15 protein-coding genes are annotated in these 16295 nt (G+C 70.9%); 3 read left to right on the forward strand and 12 right to left on the reverse strand.

Translation table 11 applies throughout. The features are described 5' to 3' along the window. Positions 1–49: 49 nt before the first annotated feature. The 3 genes from RI138_RS11590 to RI138_RS11600 are packed head-to-tail and all read right to left on the reverse strand — an operon-like array spanning position 50 to position 2943. Positions 50–1243 (reverse strand): dipeptidase, encoded by a 1194-nt coding sequence (locus RI138_RS11590; RefSeq protein ID WP_311119851.1) that lies wholly within the window; start codon positions 1241–1243, stop codon positions 50–52. Positions 1244–1252: 9 nt separating this feature from the next. Further along, positions 1253–1795 carry a 5-(carboxyamino)imidazole ribonucleotide mutase gene (gene purE, locus RI138_RS11595; protein ID WP_311119852.1) on the reverse strand — a complete coding sequence of 181 codons (543 nt, stop codon included), beginning with the start codon at positions 1793–1795 and terminating at the stop codon, positions 1253–1255. Continuing rightward, entirely contained in the window at positions 1792–2943 is a 1152-nt protein-coding gene (locus RI138_RS11600; RefSeq protein WP_311119853.1) for a 5-(carboxyamino)imidazole ribonucleotide synthase, read from the reverse strand. The genes purE and RI138_RS11600 overlap by 4 nt, the downstream gene beginning before the upstream one ends. 175 nt (positions 2944–3118) lie before the next feature. Here RI138_RS11600 and RI138_RS11605 point away from each other — a divergent pair, with 175 nt between their 5' ends. Beyond that, a complete protein-coding gene (locus RI138_RS11605) occupies positions 3119–3649 on the forward strand; it encodes a GtrA family protein (protein WP_311119854.1) in 531 nt (176 codons plus the stop codon). A 78-nt stretch (positions 3650–3727) separates the two neighbouring features. On the opposite strand, the gene RI138_RS11610 is transcribed toward RI138_RS11605, so the two are convergent. Both RI138_RS11610 and RI138_RS11615 read right to left on the reverse strand, forming a co-directional pair. Continuing rightward, the gene (locus RI138_RS11610) at positions 3728–4993 is read right to left on the reverse strand and encodes an ATP-binding protein (RefSeq protein WP_096627034.1); all 1266 of its coding nucleotides are present in this window, start codon (positions 4991–4993) and stop codon (positions 3728–3730) included. Between the two features lie 52 nt (positions 4994–5045). Further along, positions 5046–5723, reverse strand: coding sequence for a response regulator transcription factor (locus RI138_RS11615; protein ID WP_096627080.1), 678 nt, complete (start codon positions 5721–5723; stop codon positions 5046–5048). A 491-nt stretch (positions 5724–6214) separates the two neighbouring features. Between RI138_RS11615 and RI138_RS11620 the strand changes: the two genes are divergently transcribed. Further along, positions 6215–7699 carry an oligopeptide:H+ symporter gene (locus RI138_RS11620; protein WP_311119855.1) on the forward strand — a complete coding sequence of 495 codons (1485 nt, stop codon included), beginning with the start codon at positions 6215–6217 and terminating at the stop codon, positions 7697–7699. Between the two features lie 103 nt (positions 7700–7802). On the opposite strand, the gene RI138_RS11625 is transcribed toward RI138_RS11620, so the two are convergent. From RI138_RS11625 to RI138_RS11650, 6 genes are all read right to left on the reverse strand, one after another. Beyond that, positions 7803–9200 (reverse strand): hypothetical protein, encoded by a 1398-nt coding sequence (locus tag RI138_RS11625; RefSeq protein ID WP_311119856.1) that lies wholly within the window; start codon positions 9198–9200, stop codon positions 7803–7805. A gap of 14 nt (positions 9201–9214) precedes the next feature. Then, positions 9215–10345 carry a hypothetical protein gene (locus RI138_RS11630; protein ID WP_311119857.1) on the reverse strand — a complete coding sequence of 377 codons (1131 nt, stop codon included), beginning with the start codon at positions 10343–10345 and terminating at the stop codon, positions 9215–9217. Continuing rightward, positions 10342–11388 carry a hypothetical protein gene (locus RI138_RS11635; protein WP_311119858.1) on the reverse strand — a complete coding sequence of 349 codons (1047 nt, stop codon included), beginning with the start codon at positions 11386–11388 and terminating at the stop codon, positions 10342–10344. Before RI138_RS11635 ends, RI138_RS11630 begins: the two co-directional genes overlap by 4 nt. A 68-nt stretch (positions 11389–11456) precedes the next feature. Then, positions 11457–12161 carry a peptidase gene (locus RI138_RS11640; RefSeq protein ID WP_311119859.1) on the reverse strand — a complete coding sequence of 235 codons (705 nt, stop codon included), beginning with the start codon at positions 12159–12161 and terminating at the stop codon, positions 11457–11459. A gap of 333 nt (positions 12162–12494) precedes the next feature. Next, the gene (locus RI138_RS11645) at positions 12495–12986 is read right to left on the reverse strand and encodes an ATP-binding protein (RefSeq protein WP_311119860.1); all 492 of its coding nucleotides are present in this window, start codon (positions 12984–12986) and stop codon (positions 12495–12497) included. Positions 12987–13204: 218 nt separating this feature from the next. Further along, positions 13205–13573, reverse strand: coding sequence for an STAS domain-containing protein (locus RI138_RS11650; RefSeq protein WP_311119861.1), 369 nt, complete (start codon positions 13571–13573; stop codon positions 13205–13207). Between the two features lie 284 nt (positions 13574–13857). Between RI138_RS11650 and RI138_RS11655 the strand changes: the two genes are divergently transcribed. Then, on the forward strand, positions 13858–14820 hold the full coding sequence (locus RI138_RS11655) for an RNA polymerase sigma factor SigF (RefSeq protein WP_311119862.1): 963 nt from the start codon (positions 13858–13860) through the stop codon (positions 14818–14820). A gap of 238 nt (positions 14821–15058) precedes the next feature. Here the strand turns inward: RI138_RS11655 and hutI are convergent, their stop codons facing one another. Continuing rightward, the gene (gene hutI, locus RI138_RS11660) at positions 15059–16231 is read right to left on the reverse strand and encodes an imidazolonepropionase (RefSeq protein ID WP_311119863.1); all 1173 of its coding nucleotides are present in this window, start codon (positions 16229–16231) and stop codon (positions 15059–15061) included. Positions 16232–16295: the final 64 nt, after the last annotated feature.

The raw sequence follows: 16295 nt of genomic DNA on the forward strand, positions 1-16295 counted from the left end.
GGTCCGGCGCCCCGCCGCCCCCGTACGTACCGAGGCGGCGGGCCGCACGTCAGCCGAGCGGGCCGTCCAGCTCCGCGATCGTCGCGTGGGACGGGCCGCGTACGCTCTGCTCCTCGCGGGCGACGGCTTCCGCGTCGCGCAGCACCCGTACGGCGTTCTGCCAGGTCAGCTTGGCGAGGTCGCCCTCGGACCAGCCGCGCCGCAGCAGCTCGGCGATGAGGTTCGGGTAGCCGGAGACGTCCTCCAGGCCGCGCGGGGTGAACGCGGTGCCGTCGTAGTCGCCGCCGATGCCGATGTGGTCGATGCCCGCGACCTCGCGCATGCGGTCGAGGTGGTCGGCGATGGTGGCCACCGTGGCCTCGGGGCGCGGGTGGGCCGCCTCGAAGTCCTCGTGGATGCGCATCGCGACCGGGGTGGTGTCCAGGTGGTGCAGGCCGTGCTCGCGCATGTTGCGGTCGGCGGCCAGGGTCCAGGCGACGGCCTCGGGCAGCACGAACTTCGGGACGAAGGTCGCCATCGCGACGCCCCCGTTGGCCGGGAGGGCCGCGAGCACGTCGTCGGGAATGTTGCGCGGGTGGTCGCAGACCGCGCGGGCCGAGGAGTGCGAGAAGATCACCGGCGCGGTGCTGGTGGCGAGCGCGTCGCGCATGACGCCGTCGGCGACGTGCGAGAGGTCGACCAGCATGCCGATGCGGTTCATCTCGCGGACGACCTCGTGGCCGAATGCGGAGAGACCGCCGAGGCGCGGCAGATCCGTCGCGCTGTCGGCCCAGTCGATGTTGTCGTTGTGGGTGAGCGTCATATAGCGGACGCCCAGGTCGTACAGCGCGCGCAGGGTGCCCAGGGAGTTGTTGATGGAGTGGCCGCCCTCGGCCCCCATCAGTGAGGCGATGCGGCCCTCGGCGCGGGCCTTCTCCAGGTCGTCGGCGGTGAGCGCGCGCCGCAGGTGCGTGGGGTAGCGGGCGATCAGCTCGGCGACGATGTCGATCTGCTCCAGCGTGGCGCTGACCGCCGCGTCGCCGGTCAGGTCGGTGCGCACGTACACGGACCAGAACTGGCCGCCGACCCCTCCCGCCCGCAGCCGGGCCAGGTCGGTGTGGAGCAGGCCGCGCTGGTCGGCGGCGATGTCCCGGGCGTCCAGGTCGTAGCCGACCTGCTCGCGCAGGGCCCAGGGGAGGTCGTTGTGGCCGTCGACGACGGGGTGGGCGGCGAGGAGTTCGCGGGCCCGCTGCACGTGGTCCATGCGCCTGCCCTACTTTCCGAAGCCGAAGGAGTCGGAGCCCTGGACCTTGGCCCGCAGGCGCTTGCCCTTCTCCGTGGCCTGGTCGTTCAACTCCTGGAGGAACTCCCCCATCCGCTCCTGGAGCGCGGGGTCCTGCGTGGCGAGGATGCGGGCGGCGAGCAGGCCCGCGTTGCGCGCGCCGCCGACCGAGACGGTGGCGACGGGGACCCCGGCGGGCATCTGGACGATGGAGAGCAGGCTGTCCATGCCGTCCAGGTACTTCAGCGGCACCGGGACGCCGATGACGGGCAGCGGGGTGACGGAGGCCAGCATGCCGGGCAGGTGGGCGGCCCCGCCCGCGCCCGCGATGATCGCCTTCAGGCCACGGCCCGCGGCCAGCTCTCCGTACGCGATCATCTCGCGCGGCATGCGGTGGGCGGAGACGACGTCGACCTCGTACGGGATCTCGAACTCGTCGAGCGCCTTGGCCGCCGCCTCCATGACGGGCCAGTCGGAGTCCGAGCCCATCACGATGCCGATCACGGGTGCGGCCGGTGCGGAGGGGGAAGTCATTCGGTGATCGTTCCTCGCAGGTAGTCGGCCGCGTGCCGGGCGCGCTCCCGCACGTCCGCCAGGTCGGCGCCGTAGGTGTTGACGTGGCCGACCTTGCGGCCGGGCTTCACGTCCTTGCCGTACATGTGGATCTTGAGCTGCGGGTCGCGGGCCATGCAGTGCAGATACGCCTGGTACATGTCCGGGTAGTCGCCGCCCAGGACGTTGCACATGACCGTCCAGGGGGCGCGCGGGCGCGGGTCACCGAGAGGCAGGTCGAGGACGGCCCGTACGTGGTTGGCGAACTGGGAGGTGATCGCGCCGTCCTGGGTCCAGTGGCCCGAGTTGTGCGGGCGCATCGCCAGCTCGTTGACCAGGATGGCGGGCTTCCCGTCGGGCCCCCGGGTCTCGAACAGCTCCACGGCCAGGTGGCCGACGACGTCCAGCTCGGCGGCGATGCGCAGTGCCAGCTGCTGGGCCTCGCCCGCCAGCTGCTCGTCCAGCTCCGGGGCCGGGGCGATCACCGTGTCGCAGACGCCGTCGACCTGGAGGGACTCGACGACCGGGTAGGCGACGGCCTGACCGTGGGGCGAGCGGACGATGTTGGCCGCCAGCTCCCGCACGAAGTCGACCTTCTCCTCCGCGAGGACCGGGACCCCGGCGCGGAACGGATCGGCCGCGTCCGCCTCGGAGCGGACGAACCACACGCCCTTGCCGTCGTACCCGCCGCGCACGGTCTTGAGGATGACGGGGAAGCCCCCGACCTCCTCGGCGAACGCGGCGGCGTCGGCCGGGTCGCTCACGATGCGGTGGCGGGGGCAGGGGGCGCCGATCTCCGTGAGTTTGGCCCTCATCACCCCCTTGTCCTGGGCATGGACCAGGGCGTCGGGCCCGGGGCGCACGGGGATGCCGTCCGCCTCCAGGGCCCGCAGATGCTCGGTAGGCACGTGCTCGTGATCAAAGGTGATCACGTCACAGCCCTGTGCGAAGGCGCGCAGCGTGTCCAGGTCGCGATAGTCGCCGATGACGACCTCGCTCACCACCTGGGCGGCCGAGTCCTGGGGAGTGTCACTGAGGAGCTTGAATTTCAGGCCGAGGGGGATGCCCGCCTCGTGGGTCATACGGGCGAGCTGACCGCCGCCGACCATGCCGACTACCGGGAACGTCACGCCTCCAGGGTATCCGCCACGCCGGTGCTCCCCGGACGGCCGTACGGATGCTGTGCTGCTCGCCGCCCCGCGGACTCAGGGGCGTCACACGGGAGGGCTGGTTAGCATGGCTGGGTTGACGTGTGTGCGTCGACGCCATCCAGACGCCTTCCAACGGACGGGGCCAGCGATCACCATGAGCGAACGGGGCGCACTGCGGACCCGGCTTGAGCTGCTGGCCCGGGAGGTCGCCAAGTTCGGCGCGGTCGGCGCTTTCGGCCTGCTGGTCAATATCGCGGTCTTCAACCTGCTGCGGCACACGACGGACCTCCAGGTGGTCCGGGCGAGCGTGCTGGCGACCTTCGTCGCGATCCTCTTCAACTACGTGGGCTTCCGCTACTGGACCTACCGGGAGCGCGACAAGACCGGCCGGACCCGTGAGCTGACGCTGTTCCTGCTGTTCAGCGCGGCGGGCGCGGTGATCGAGACGGGCGTGCTGTACCTGGCGACGTACGGCTTCGGCTGGAACACGCCGCTCCAGAGCAATATCTTCAAGATCGTCGGCATCGGCATCGCCACCCTGTTCCGCTTCTGGTCCTACCGGACCTGGGTCTTCAAGACGCTGCCCGCCACGGAGACCAAGGAGACCGTGGTGAACGCGGAACGGTTTCTGGAGCAGCGTCGGCCGGCGGAAGAGCGAGTAGCGCCCGACCCCGTACGGAACTGACGCGACGCGCTCGCCCGGTGCAGCCCCCGTACGGAACTGATGCGGCGCCTTCGTCGTTGTCAGCGCACCGGGCGCTGTTCAGCGCACCGGGCGCTCGGGTTCCTTGCGGTCCAGCGGGACCCGGCTGAGGAAGAGCGCGAAGACCGCCGGGTGCTGCTGGAGCAGTTCGAGCCGCCCGCCGTCCGCCTCCGCGAGGTCGCGGGCGACGGCGAGGCCGATACCGGTGGAGTTGCGGCCGCTGATGGTCCGCTCGAAGATCCGCGCCCCCAGCTCGGCGGGGACGCCGGGGCCCTCGTCGGTGACCTCGATGACGACCTGGTTGCCGGTGACGCGGGTGCGCAAGGCGACGGTGCCGCCGCCGTGCATGAGGGAGTTCTCGATCAGCGCCGCGAGGACCTGGGCGACCGCGCCCGGGGTGCCGACGGCGCGCAGTCCGTGCTTGCCGGAGCAGACGAGGGCCCGGCCGGTGGAGCGGTAGGCGGGGCGCCACTCCTCGATCTGCTGCTTGATGACCTCGTCCAGGTCGAAGACGACGGCGGATCCGGTCCGCGGGTCGCGGGAGTTGGTCAGCAGCCGCTCGACGACGTCGGTGAGGCGCTCGACCTGCGTCAGGGCGATGTTCGCCTCCTCCTTGACCGTCTCGGGGTCGTCGGTGACGGAGATCTCCTCGATCCGCATGGAGAGCGCGGTCAGCGGTGTCCGCAGCTGGTGCGAGGCGTCGGCGGCGAGGCGCCGCTCGGCGGTCAGCATCCGGGCGATCCGCTCGGCGGAGGCGTCCAGTACGTCGGCGACCCGGTCCAGCTCCGGCACCCCGTACCGCTTGTGGCGCGGGCGGGGGTCGCCGGAGCCGAGGCGCTCGGCGGTCTCGGCGAGGTCGGTGAGCGGAGAGGCGAGCCGGTTGGCCTGGCGTACGGCGAGGAGCACTGCGGAGACGATCGCGAGCAACGCCACCGCGCCGATGATCAGCAGCGTGCGCCCGACCTCGCGGGTGACGGAGGAGCGGGACTCCTCGACGGTGACCTTCTCGCCCTGCTCGCCGGTCTCGGTGGCGCGCAGGACGCTGCCGTCGGGGCGCTCGCCGACGGTGATGGGGGCCCGGCCCGGGATCTCGATCAGGGCGAACCGACTGGGATCGATCTGCTCGGACAGCACTCCGGAGTTGATCACTTCATCGCCGAGCAGACGGCTGTCGACCACGCTCATCAGCCGCAGAGCCTCGGACTCGACGCTCTCCTGGGCGCTGGCGCTGATGGTGCGCGTCTCCACGATCACCAGCGATACGCCGAAGACGGCGATGACGACGAGCACCACGGCGAGCGTGGAGTTGATCAGTCGGCGGCGCATGTCCGCCGGACCCGTTGCCGTACGTCGTCAAAGTGCATGGGTGCTTCGTACGTCAGCTCTTCTCGAACCGGAAGCCGACGCCCCGGACGGTGGCGATGTAGCGCGGATTGGCGGCGTCGTCGCCGAGCTTCTTGCGCAGCCAGGAGATGTGCATGTCGAGGGTCTTGGTGGAGGACCACCAGGTGGTGTCCCAGACCTCGCGCATGAGCTGGTCGCGGGTCACGACCCGGCCCGCGTCCCGGACCAGGACCCGCAGCAGGTCGAACTCCTTGGCGGTGAGCTGGAGCTCCTCCTCGCCCATCCAGGCCCGGTGCGACTCGACGTCGATCCTGACGCCGTGGGTGGCGGGCTGCGGGACGGGCTCGGAGGCGCCGCGGCGCAGCAGGGCGCGGACCCGGGCGAGCAGCTCGGCGAGGCGGAACGGCTTGGTGACGTAGTCGTCGGCGCCGGCGTCCAGGCCGACGACCGTGTCGACCTCGTCGGCGCGGGCCGTCAGCACGAGGATCGGGATGGTGTGCCCGTCGGCACGGAGTCGGCGGGCGACTTCGAGACCGTCCATCCCGGGCAGCCCCAGGTCGAGGACGACCAGGTCGATGCCGCCCTGGAGTCCGGCGTCGAGCGCGGACGGGCCGTCCTGGCGGACCTCGACCTCGTAACCCTCCCGACGCAGGGCGCGGGCCAGTGGCTCCGAGATGGATGCGTCGTCCTCGGCGAGCAGTACACGGGTCATGGAGTGATGGTAGTCCGGACGGGGAGCCGGGAGTGAGGCCTGCGACGTCACCTGCGGGTCAGCTCCACAAAGAGGACAAGGACCTTGGAATATGCGAGCCTGGTTCCACTAAGACCTGTGATCCATATCTCAAGTCCTTTTATATCCTGCCGTGTCGTGTCGTATGGTGTCCCGACGCCTGTTGCACTACTCAAGGACCTTTGGGCAGCCATGAGCGCCAAGGGTCTCTTTTGTGTGCGGGACCGGTCACGCCGGTCCGCCCTGAGTGAATGACCTGTGAGCCGGGCCCGGAGCGCGAAGACGCGCCCCGGGTGTGGATCCCGATGCGGTTCTTCCCCGCCCCGTCGCCGAGCGCCCCGTCAGGAGCGCGGCCGCGAGGGGCGAATCCCCCTCAGGCGTCGGGGATGGGGGTGACCGCACCGGTGCCGGCTGCCCCCCACCGGGCGCGTACCGCTCACGAGGCGACGCGTCCCGACCAGCAAGGATCGACCATGGCGTCCAGCCTGACGAAGGACTCGGCCAGTTCCGGCGAGAAGACCTTCTTCGGCCACCCCCGCGGCCTGGCCACTCTCTTCATGACGGAGATGTGGGAGCGCTTCAGCTATTACGGCATGAGGGCACTGCTCCCGCTCTACCTGATCGCGCCCGGCGGGCTCGACATGAACCCCGGCACGGCGACCGCGATCTACTCGGTCTACCTGTCGCTGGTGTACCTGCTCGCCCTGCCCGGCGGCTGGTTCGGCGACCGGGTCTGGGGCCCGCGCAAGACCGTCGCCGTCGCCGGCGGGGTCATCATGGCGGGGCACCTCGTCCTGGCCCTGCCCTGGGAGGGCACGTTTTTCGGCGGCCTCGGCCTCGTGGCCATCGGATCGGGTCTGCTCAAGTCCAACATCTCGACGATGGTCGGCCACCTCTACGACGGCCCGGAGGACCCGCGCCGCGACGGTGGCTTCACGATCTTCTACATGGGCATCAACATGGGCGCCTTCGCGGCTCCCCTGGTGATCGGTACCGTCGGCGAGAACGTCAACTGGCACCTCGGCTTCGCCCTCGCCGCGCTCGGCATGGGCCTGGGTGTGCTCCAGTTCCTCATGGGCACCCGCCACCTGAACGAGCGCAGCCTCGTCGTCCCGAAGCCGCTCTCCCAGGACGAGCGCGCCTCGACGCTGCGCAAGTCGATGATCTGGCTGGGCGTCGCGGCCGTCTTCTACATCGGTACGGTCGTCACCGGCGTCTACACGCTGAACTGGCTGCTGGTCCCGATCACCATCGCGGGTCTCGTCATTCCGGTGATGGTCCTGACGCGCATCAAGCGCGACAAGGAGCTCAGCGCCGCCGAGCAGTCGAAGATGTCCGGCTACATCTGGTTCTTCGTGGCCGCCGCGATCTTCTGGATGATCTACGACCAGGGCGGCTCGACGCTCGCGATCTTCGCCGAGTCCTCGGCGGACAACAGCGTCTTCGGCTGGGACTTCCCGGTCTCCTGGTACCAGTCGGTCAACCCGGTCCTGATCATGGCGCTCGCGCCGGTCTTCGCCGCCTTCTGGCTCGCCCTGAACCGGCGCGGCAAGGAGCCGAGCACGATCGTGAAGTTCAGCTCCGGTCTCGTTCTGATCGGCGCCTCGTTCTTCGTCTTCCTGATGCCGCTGACCATCGCGGGTGACGGCCACAAGGCCGCCGCGATGTGGATGGTCGCGATCTACTTCATCCAGACCGTCGCCGAGCTGACGCTCTCCCCGGTCGGCCTCTCCGTCACGACGAAGATGGCTCCGGCGAAGTACGCCAGCCAGATGATGGGTGTCTGGTTCCTCGCCGTCACCGCCGGTGACTGCACCACGGGCCTGCTCTCGCTGGCCGGTGTGGGGCTCAACGGCACCGGGGTCGTGGCCCTGGAGGCGACGCTCGCCGTCGTGGCCGGTATCGCGATCTTCATGTACCGCGGCAAGGTCAAGCAGCTGATGGGCGACGTCCGCTGACCGGCGGCATCCGCTGACGGGTAACGTCCACTGATGGACGCCCTGTAGGACGTACGGCAAGGGCCGTCGCACCGGAACTCTCCGGTGCGGCGGCCCTTGCGCGTCATGCCGTGCCGCGCAGCCTCCGCCACGGGGTGAACGTGAACACCGCACCGCCCAGCAGGATCGCCGTACCGGCGACCAGGCCGAGCGCGCGCAGGGCACCGTCGTCCTCGGCGCCGGTGGCTGCCAGGCCTCCGCCGGAGTCCGTGCCGCCGGCGGACGCCGCGGCTCCGCCCGAGCCCGCAGTGCCGCCGCTGTCGCCCCCGCTGCCGCCGGACGCGCCGCCCGGCTGGGCGGAGGTGTCCAGCTCCAGGGAGACGGCCACGTCGTCGGGCGGGGTGCACGTGGTCGTCGTACCGGCGGCCATCACCGTCAGGACGCCGGGGCTGAGCGTGGACTTCCCGCTCGCGCCGGGCTTGTACGTGCCGGTGAGGTCGGGGATCTCGATCGGGGCGCCGGTCTTGATGACCTCCTTGTTCAGCGGCCCCTCGACCTTGACCGTGCCCGAGTCCGCCCCGCCGAGCTCGACGTCCATCGACGGCTTGACCTGGTTGGCCGGGATGTCGATCGGGCTGTCCATCACGGACTCGCTGAACTCCACGGTGAGGTCGTAGTCCCCGCCGTTCTTCTTGGCGCTGATCCGGACCGGTGAGGTGGCGTCCTTGTCGCCGATCGGGGTCTTGCACGCGTAGGCGACGGACACCTCCCTGCCGGGGAAGTCGGTCTCGCCGCCGCCCCCGCCCGTGCTCCCGCCGCTGTCGGTGCCGCCGCTGTCCGTACCGCCGTTCGTACCGCCGGAGTCACCGCCTCCGGATGTGGTGCCGCCGGAATCCGTGCCACCGGACGTCGTACCTCCGGTGTCGGCGCCGCCCGTCGTCGTACCGCCGCTGTCCGTGCCGCCGGAGGTCGTGCCGCCCGCGGTGGAGCCGCCGCCCTCCGTCACCTTGATCGTGGCGCCCGGCTGGACCTCCTCCTTCGGGGTGCACTTGGTGTTCGTGGAGATCGGCTTGGACACGTTGATGTTGTACGCGCCCGGGGTCAGCGTGATCTCCCCGGCGGTCTCCAGCTTGAGCGTGCCCTTCATGTCGGACAGCACCATGGGGCTGTTCTTGGGAATGGGCGGGTTCTGCCGCGGGCCCTCCAGCTTCAGTTCACCGCTCGCCGCCCCACCGAGGGTGACGGTGCCGGTCGGCTTGACGGTGTCGGCGCCCAGGTCCAGTACGTCCGGGTTCTTGGACGCGGCCTCGACCGTCTTCCAGACCACCTCGACCTCGTCGCCGACCTCTGCCTCGGCCGGCGCGGTCAGCTCCACCTTCGTGGTGCCCTGTACGGCGGGCAGTCCCGAGATCGGCGGCGGAATGCATTCCGTCGCGTAGCTGACCTCGGCGGCCTGGGCCGGACTCGCGGCCATCAGGATGCCCGCGCCGCCGAGCATCAGCGCGACTCCGGCCGCGCTCATCCTCCGTTGCGTACTCACGCTTGTCCCTTCGTCGTGGGTCGGGGTCGGTTCTCTGACGGTGCGGAGTCCGGGGTGAACCACGGCAGCGCGGCCGTGGTCGAGTTCGTGCTCGTGCTCGTGGTCGAATTCGTGCTCGTGGGTGGCTTCGGTTCGGTGGCTCCCCCGCGCGCTCGCGCTCGCGTCGTACGGTGCGCGTGGCGTGCCGCGGCTGTTCCGGCCGGGCGCGGGCGGACCTTGTCCACGACGGCCATGCCGATACGGAAGAGGGCGGCCGGGACGACCAGGCAGAGCAGGACCCAGAACAGCGTGACGCCCCAGGGCCGGCCCACCCCCCACGGCTGTTCGGCCAGCACCTTGTCCCCGTACCGCAGGGAGACCTGGTAGTCGCCGTGCGCGCCCGCGGACAGCTCGACCGGCAGCTTGATCTGCGCCTTGCCGCCGGGCGCGACCGTGCCGCGCCACTGGCGTTCCTCCCACTGCGGGGCGTAGACGCCGTGCGCGGTACCGATCTCGAAGACGGGGTCCTTCACGGGACCGGTGCCAAGATTGCCGACGGTGAAGACCAACTGCCGGGCGGGCGGCGCACCGAACCAGGTGAGCAGCGAGCTGTCACCCTCCAGCCGGGTGCTGGCCAGCACCGCGAGTTTCCCGTCCCCGGTCTCCCTCGGCAGCTCTTCCGTCGGGTGGCCCGCCACCGTGAACACGGCGTCGACCAGGACCTGTTCACCAGTAACCGTGGCGACGTGCACCACGCAGGGGCACGGCTTCGGCGGCTCGGCCACCGGCAGCTTCTTGCTGAACGCGCCCTTCTTGTCGGTGGTGACGGCCCGTCCGTCGGCGTTGGCACAGGAGTTGGTGCCGCCGATCACACCCCGCTCCGGCGTGGACTGACCGCAGATCAGCAGCATCAGCAACGCGTCGGAGCGCCAGCCGCTGCCCCTGACGGTGATCTCGCCTCCCTTGCCCGCCTCCTTCTTGGAGAGGCTGACGGTGGGGTCGCCGTCGGCCGCCCGCGCGCCGGGGGCGGCCGTCAGGACGAGCAGAAGGGGCAGGAGGGCGAGAAGAGCGGCCAGGAGGAGGGAGAGGGAGAGGCGAGCCGGGGGTGCGGTGCGTCGGAGGGCTACGGGTCCGGACTGCTGCGTCACGATTGCGCTCCCGCCTTCGCCATGGGCCTTGTCTCGGCCGGCTGTTCCGCTTCCGCTTCTTCCGCTTCTGCTGCTTCTGCTGCTTCTGCTGCTTCTGCTGCTTCTGTCGTGGGCTGTCGCCCGTCTCCTTCCGTGGTCCCCGGCGGTGCTCGGCGGGTTCGCCTGCGCCGGTACTCGCCGGTCCCGAGCAGTGCCAGGAGCCCGAGGGCCGCCAGCCCGGCCCCGACGGCCGGAAGCACCGGGACGTACGTCGCCGAAGCCTCGCCCTCGTCCCGGGCACCGCCGTCCGCGGTGACCCTCAGCCGTACGGTGACCGCGTCCAGGGCGGGGGCGTCCGGCCAGGGTTCGGTCAGCTCCACCCGGCGGCCGGGGGCGAGCTCCAGCGGCAGAGGCCGTTCCGGGCGATCCAGAATCGTGCCGAACACTCCCTCGGCGCGCACCGCCAGCCGGGGCCTCAGCACCGCGTTGCCCCGGTTGACGAGGGCGTAACGGATGGTCCGGCCGGACACCTCGACGTCCTCCACGGTGAGCGCCGCCAGCGTGGGGCCGCCGATCCGCACCCGTACCGGAACCCGCTCCTCCGCGCCCCCGCCGACCGCCACCGCCTCCCCTGACACGTCACCGGGCCCCGCGCCGGACGGCACCGCGAGGGCGAACGGCACATCGGCGCGGGTCCGGGCCGGAACGGTGACGGTGTCCGCGGCGAACCGGAGCCAGGACCCGGCCCGGCCGTCGCCCCGCAGCCGTACGGTCAGCGGGGTGCGGGCGGAGTTGGTCACCGACAGCCGGTCCTGGAGCACCATGGCGGGGGTGCCCTCCAGGTAGACGTACGGCCGGGCGTCCCTGCCGTCGCTCCCGCCGCCCGCGGGGCGTACCGTCCAGCCCGCCCGGGCCCCGGGGCCGTCGTCGGCCGCCACCGGGGGCGCGGCGAGCGCACACAGCAGCGCGGCGAGCACCGCCGGGAGGCCGAGCAGCGCCCGGCGAACGTACGCGTACGGGACCGGGTTCGGCGCCGAGCGGACGCATGGGGTCGGCAGCGGCATGAACAAAGCTCCCTTGCTTCGTGGCCGAGGCTCACGGAGTCAGCGCTTCGTGGCCAAGGCTCGCGGGTTCAGCCCGTGGAGCGCTGTCCTCGCCGGGTCAGCCAGAGCACTCCGGCCGCCCCGGTCAGCAGCACGGTGCCGCCGAGCGTGCCGAGCGCCGCCGCCGAGTCGAGGGGGCCGGTGCGGGGCAGTTCGCCGCCGCCCGAGGACCCGCCGGTCGCGCCGCCGCCGGTGGAACCCCCGGTGGAGCCGCCCGATGAGCCGCCCGCGCCCTGGACGTCGAGTTCGAGGGAGGGGCCGGGACTGTTCTTGGGCGTACAGGTGGTGGTCGTACCGAGGGCCTTGATGGTGAGCACCCCGGCGGTGAAGGTGACCTTGCCGCTCTTCTTCGGGGTGTACGTCCCCGACAAGTCACTGATCTTGATAGGGGTGTCGGGCGGGATCGCCTCGGCGTTCGCCGGTCCGGAGACCTGGACCCTGCCCGTCTCCGCACCGCCCAGTTCGATCACGGCGCTCGGGTTCATGGCCCCCTTGCCCAGTTCGACCGGGCTGGAGGAGACGCCCTTCTGGAAGGACATGGTGAGCTTGTAGCCGTTGCCGCTCCTGACGCCCTTGATATCGATGGGCGAGACCGCCCCCTTGGGCCCGATGGGCGTCACACACTGGTAGTTGACGTCCACGACCTCGGCGTGTGCGGCGGGCGCGCCCAGCACCACCATCGAGCCTGCCAGCGCAGTCGCCAGCGCGAGAGTTGTCCGTCTCCGGTTCGACACCTCGTGTTCCCCTCATGCCGGACGTCGCCGCGCACCACGACCCTTACGGGTGAACGTTGCTGACGACACATCAGATTGGGCGCTCAAGGTACGCCCGGGGCCTGATGGAGGGAAGACAAAGAGCGCGCCGATCCGGCGCGCTCCTCTCGGTGCGGGTGGCGCGGTTCGTCGGTACCGATACGGCTCCGCCCGCCGGCACGGGATTGTGCGGTTCGTCGGTACCGATACGGCTCCGCCCGCCGGCACGGGATTGTGCGGTTCGTCGGTACGAGCGTGGCTCCGCTCGCCGACGCGGGGTCCTGCGGTTCGTCGGTCCGGGTGTGGCTCGCGGGGCTACGCGGGAGCGGCGAGCTCCGCCCAGACGGTCTTGCCCGGCTTCTCCGGCGTACGCACGACGCCCCAGTCCAGACAGAGGCGCTGCACGATGAACATGCCGTGCCCTCCGGGACGCCCGGCGCGGTGAGGCGTTCGGGGAGCGGGCTGCCCTGCCCCCCGGTCGACGACCTCCACCCGCAGCACCTTGGGCGTGCGGCCGATCCGAAGCTCCTCGGGGCCCTCGGCGTGCAGGCAGGCATTGGTCACGAGCTCGGAGACGACCAGCAGGACATCCTCGGCGGCGGCCCGGCGGTCCGCGCTGGACGCCGGGAGCCAGCCCCAGTCGCACAGGGCCTGCCGGGCGAAGTCACGGGCCATGGGGACGATGCCGCTGGCCTGCCCGAGGGAGAGCGTGCGCCACTGCCGGTCCGCCGGGACGGGCGAGGCTGCGCCCGCTTCGTCCGGCTCGCGGCCGAGGTCGCCCGGCGGATGCTGCCGGGTGGTGCTCATCAGCGCTTCACCTCACCGATTCGCCATGTCGCCATGTCGCCATTGAACAGATAATGGTCAGTTACCGAGTGTGCCGGGCCCTCACTGGGCGCCGCCGGGGTGTCTCCTGCCCTGCCGCTTCGCAACAACACCCACTTCGGGCACACGATCGCGTGACACGGGCGACATCGGAGGCATCAGGGCCGCCGGGGCGTCGGGCGGGTCACACGCGCGTGGGGTCAGGTGTCCATGGCGTCGGCGAGCGTGGCGTGGACGGTGAAGACCGCCTCCGCGCCCGTGATCTCGAACACCCTCGCCACAACGGGCAGCATTCCGGCCAGATGAACCCCTCCTCCGGCCGCCTCCGCCTTGAGACGGGCACCGAGCAGCACGTTCAGCCCGGTGGAATCACAGAACTCCAGTCGCGAACAGTCGACCACCAGGCGTGACCGCCCCTGCTCGACCGCACTCTCCAGAGGTTCGCGCAACAGATCGGCGGTGTGGTGGTCAAGCTCACCCACCGGCGTCACGACCTCGCTGCACCCCTCGGTCCGGACCTCGACCTGAAGCCGACCCCGGTTCGCACTGCCGACCGTCCCGCGGTCCATGCCTGTCCCTCTTCGCCGTTCGTCACTTGCGCTTCACTGCCTGCGCGGCCGTATGCGGAGCTGCCGCCGACGTGCGTAAAACAGTACGCGTTCCGCTCGCCCCGCGGTAGTCGGAGACCTCAACAAACCGGACATATGGCAGCAATTGGCGCTTGTAACTGCTGGCAGGAACCGGGTAAGGGTAGAGGGACACCCAAAACACGACCGGCTTTGGAGGCGCCGCTTCACCGCAGGAACACGTATGGGCATCGGCAGCCATATGCCGAGAACGATGGAGGAGAAGCATGTCACCCCGGCTCGACGAAGCGCGTACCCACAACGCGCCGTCGGCATGTCCTCAGGGACCGACCAATTCCGACTCCCCCGCCGCGAGCGCCGTACCCGGCCCGCGTGCCAGCACCACCAGCACCACCTCTGAGCTTTCCGGCGAGGGCTTCGACGGGCTTGAGGGGCTTCCCGAGATCCCGCCCTACGCCGAAGTAGGGGCCCTGGACGCGCGGGCCCTGTCGAAGACGCTGTTCGAGCGGCTGGAGTCCCTCGAAGAGGGCACCCACGAGTACAGCTACGTCCGCAACACCCTCGTCGAGCTCAACCTCGCGCTCGTCAAGTTCGCCGCTTCCCGGTTCCGCTCCCGCAGCGAGCCGATGGAGGACATCGTCCAGGTCGGCACCATCGGCCTGATCAAGGCGATCGACCGGTTCGAGCTGAGCCGCGGTGTGGAGTTCCCCACCTTCGCCATGCCGACGATCGTCGGCGAGATCAAGCGTTTCTTCCGCGACACCAGCTGGTCCGTACGCGTACCGCGCCGGCTCCAGGAGCTCCGGCTCGACCTGGCGAAGGCGGGCGACGAGCTGTCGCAGCAGCTGGACCGCGCGCCCACCGTGGCGGAGCTGTCCGAGCGTCTCGGCATCACCCCGGACGAGGTCGTCGAGGGCATGTCCGCGAGCAACGCCTACACCGCGAGCTCGCTGGACGCCAAGCCCGAGGAGGACGACAACGAGGGCGCGCTCGCGGACCGCATCGGCTACGAGGACCACGGCCTCGAAGGCATCGAGTACGTCGAGTCGCTGAAGCCGCTCATCGCCGCGCTTCCCTCGCGCGACCGCATGATCCTCTCGCTCCGCTTCGTCAGCAATATGACGCAGTCGGAGATCGGCGAGGAGCTGGGCATCTCGCAGATGCACGTGTCCCGGCTGCTCTCCAGGACGCTGGTCAAGCTCCGCAAGGGCCTGACCCTGGAGGAATGAGGGTCTGACCCTGGAGGAATGACCGGCGTGGCCCTTCACGGGGCGCCATGCGCCGTCGAGCAGTGCGGAAGGACCCGCCCCGGATCGCCGGGAGCGGGTCCTTCCGCGTGACCGGGCGATGCGCCTGCGCCGGACCGGCTGCTCACCCGGGCCGAGTCCGGACCGGCTGCTGACCGGGCCGAGTACGGTGCCCGAGGCGCCCGGCTCCGGTACCCGCACCGCCCGTCACAGCGCCCCCTCACACCACCCGCTGGCCGCTCCGCCACACCGCGCTGACCAGCGGGACACCCGGCCGGTAGGCGAGGTGGACGTGGCTCGGGGCGTCGAGGAGGACCAGGTCGGCGCGGGCGCCGGGGGTGATGCGGCCGATGTCGGTGCGGCGCAGGGCCGCGGCCCCGCCCGCGGTGGCGGACCACAGGGCCTCGTCGGGAGTCATCCCCATGTCACGTACGGCGAGGGCGATGCAGAACGGTACGGACGAGGTGAACGACGAGCCGGGGTTGCAGTCCGTGGAGAGCGCGACGGTGGCCCCCGCGTCCAGCAGGCGGCGGGCGTCGGGCCAGGTGGCGCGGGTGGAGAACTCCGCGCCGGGGAGCAGCGTGGCGACCGTGCTGCCCTGTCCGAGCGCGTCGACGTCGGCGTCGGTGAGGTGGGTGCAGTGGTCGGCGGATGCCGCGTCGAGCTCGACGGCCAGCTGCACGCCGGGGCCGTACGACAGCTGGTTGGCGTGGATACGCGGGTGCAGCCCCCTGGCACGCCCCGCCGTGAGGATGGCGCGGGCCTGGTCGCCGTCGAACGCGCCCTGCTCGCAGAACACGTCGATCCAGCGGGCGTGCGGGGCGCAGGCCTCCAGCATCGGGCCGGTGACCAGGTCGACGTAGCCCGCGGGGTCGTCGGCGTAGTCCGGGGAGACGATGTGGGCGCCGAGGTAGGTGACCTCGTCGGTGTGGCGGCTTGCGATGCGCAGGGCGCGGGCCTCGTGCTCGACGGTGAGGCCGTAGCCGGACTTGGTCTCGAAGGTGGTCGTGCCCTGGCGCAGGGCCTCGGCGAGGTAGCGGGCGACGTTGGCGGAGAGCTCGTCGTCGGAGGCGGCTCGGGTGGCGGCGACCGTGGTGCGGATGCCGCCCGCACGGTAGGGCTGCCCGGACATCCGGGCGTTGAACTCCTGGGTGCGGTCGCCCGCGAAGACCAGGTGGGAGTGGGAGTCGACGAAGCCGGGGATCACGGCCCGACCCGCCGCGTCGAGGACGTTGTCAGTGGCGGGTGCTTTGCTTGATTCACCGGTCCAGACGATGCGGTCGCCCTCGATGACGACGGCCGCGTCCTGGATCAGGCCCAGGGGGGTCCCGTTGCCGAGGGAGGGGTCATTGGTGACCAGGCTGGCGATGTGGGTGACGGCGGTGCTCGTCATCTGGAGAGTGTTCTCCTTACGTTACGGGCAGGGCGGGGGCGGTCGTGCCGAGCGGCCGGTGGTC

Source organism: Streptomyces durocortorensis (assembly GCF_031760065.1).
Classification (GTDB): domain Bacteria; phylum Actinomycetota; class Actinomycetes; order Streptomycetales; family Streptomycetaceae; genus Streptomyces.

Excerpts from the sequence above, each read along its gene's own strand:
- RI138_RS11590 (WP_311119851.1), bottom strand. The coding sequence starts at position 1,243 with ATGGACCACGTGCAGCGGGCCCGCGAACTCCTCGCCGCCCACCCCGTC.
- purE (WP_311119852.1), bottom strand. The coding sequence starts at position 1,795 with ATGACTTCCCCCTCCGCACCGGCCGCACCCGTGATCGGCATCGTGATG.
- RI138_RS11620 (WP_311119855.1), top strand. The coding sequence starts at position 6,215 with ATGGCGTCCAGCCTGACGAAGGACTCGGCCAGTTCCGGCGAGAAGACC.
- RI138_RS11650 (WP_311119861.1), bottom strand. The coding sequence starts at position 13,573 with ATGGACCGCGGGACGGTCGGCAGTGCGAACCGGGGTCGGCTTCAGGTC.
- RI138_RS11615 (WP_096627080.1), bottom strand. The coding sequence starts at position 5,723 with ATGACCCGTGTACTGCTCGCCGAGGACGACGCATCCATCTCGGAGCCA.
- RI138_RS11645 (WP_311119860.1), bottom strand. The coding sequence starts at position 12,986 with ATGAGCACCACCCGGCAGCATCCGCCGGGCGACCTCGGCCGCGAGCCG.
- RI138_RS11655 (WP_311119862.1), top strand. The coding sequence starts at position 13,858 with ATGTCACCCCGGCTCGACGAAGCGCGTACCCACAACGCGCCGTCGGCA.
- hutI (WP_311119863.1), bottom strand. The coding sequence starts at position 16,231 with ATGACGAGCACCGCCGTCACCCACATCGCCAGCCTGGTCACCAATGAC.
- RI138_RS11610 (WP_096627034.1), bottom strand. The coding sequence starts at position 4,993 with ATGCGCCGCCGACTGATCAACTCCACGCTCGCCGTGGTGCTCGTCGTC.
- RI138_RS11625 (WP_311119856.1), bottom strand. The coding sequence starts at position 9,200 with ATGAGCGCGGCCGGAGTCGCGCTGATGCTCGGCGGCGCGGGCATCCTG.
- RI138_RS11605 (WP_311119854.1), top strand. The coding sequence starts at position 3,119 with ATGAGCGAACGGGGCGCACTGCGGACCCGGCTTGAGCTGCTGGCCCGG.
- RI138_RS11635 (WP_311119858.1), bottom strand. The coding sequence starts at position 11,388 with ATGCCGCTGCCGACCCCATGCGTCCGCTCGGCGCCGAACCCGGTCCCG.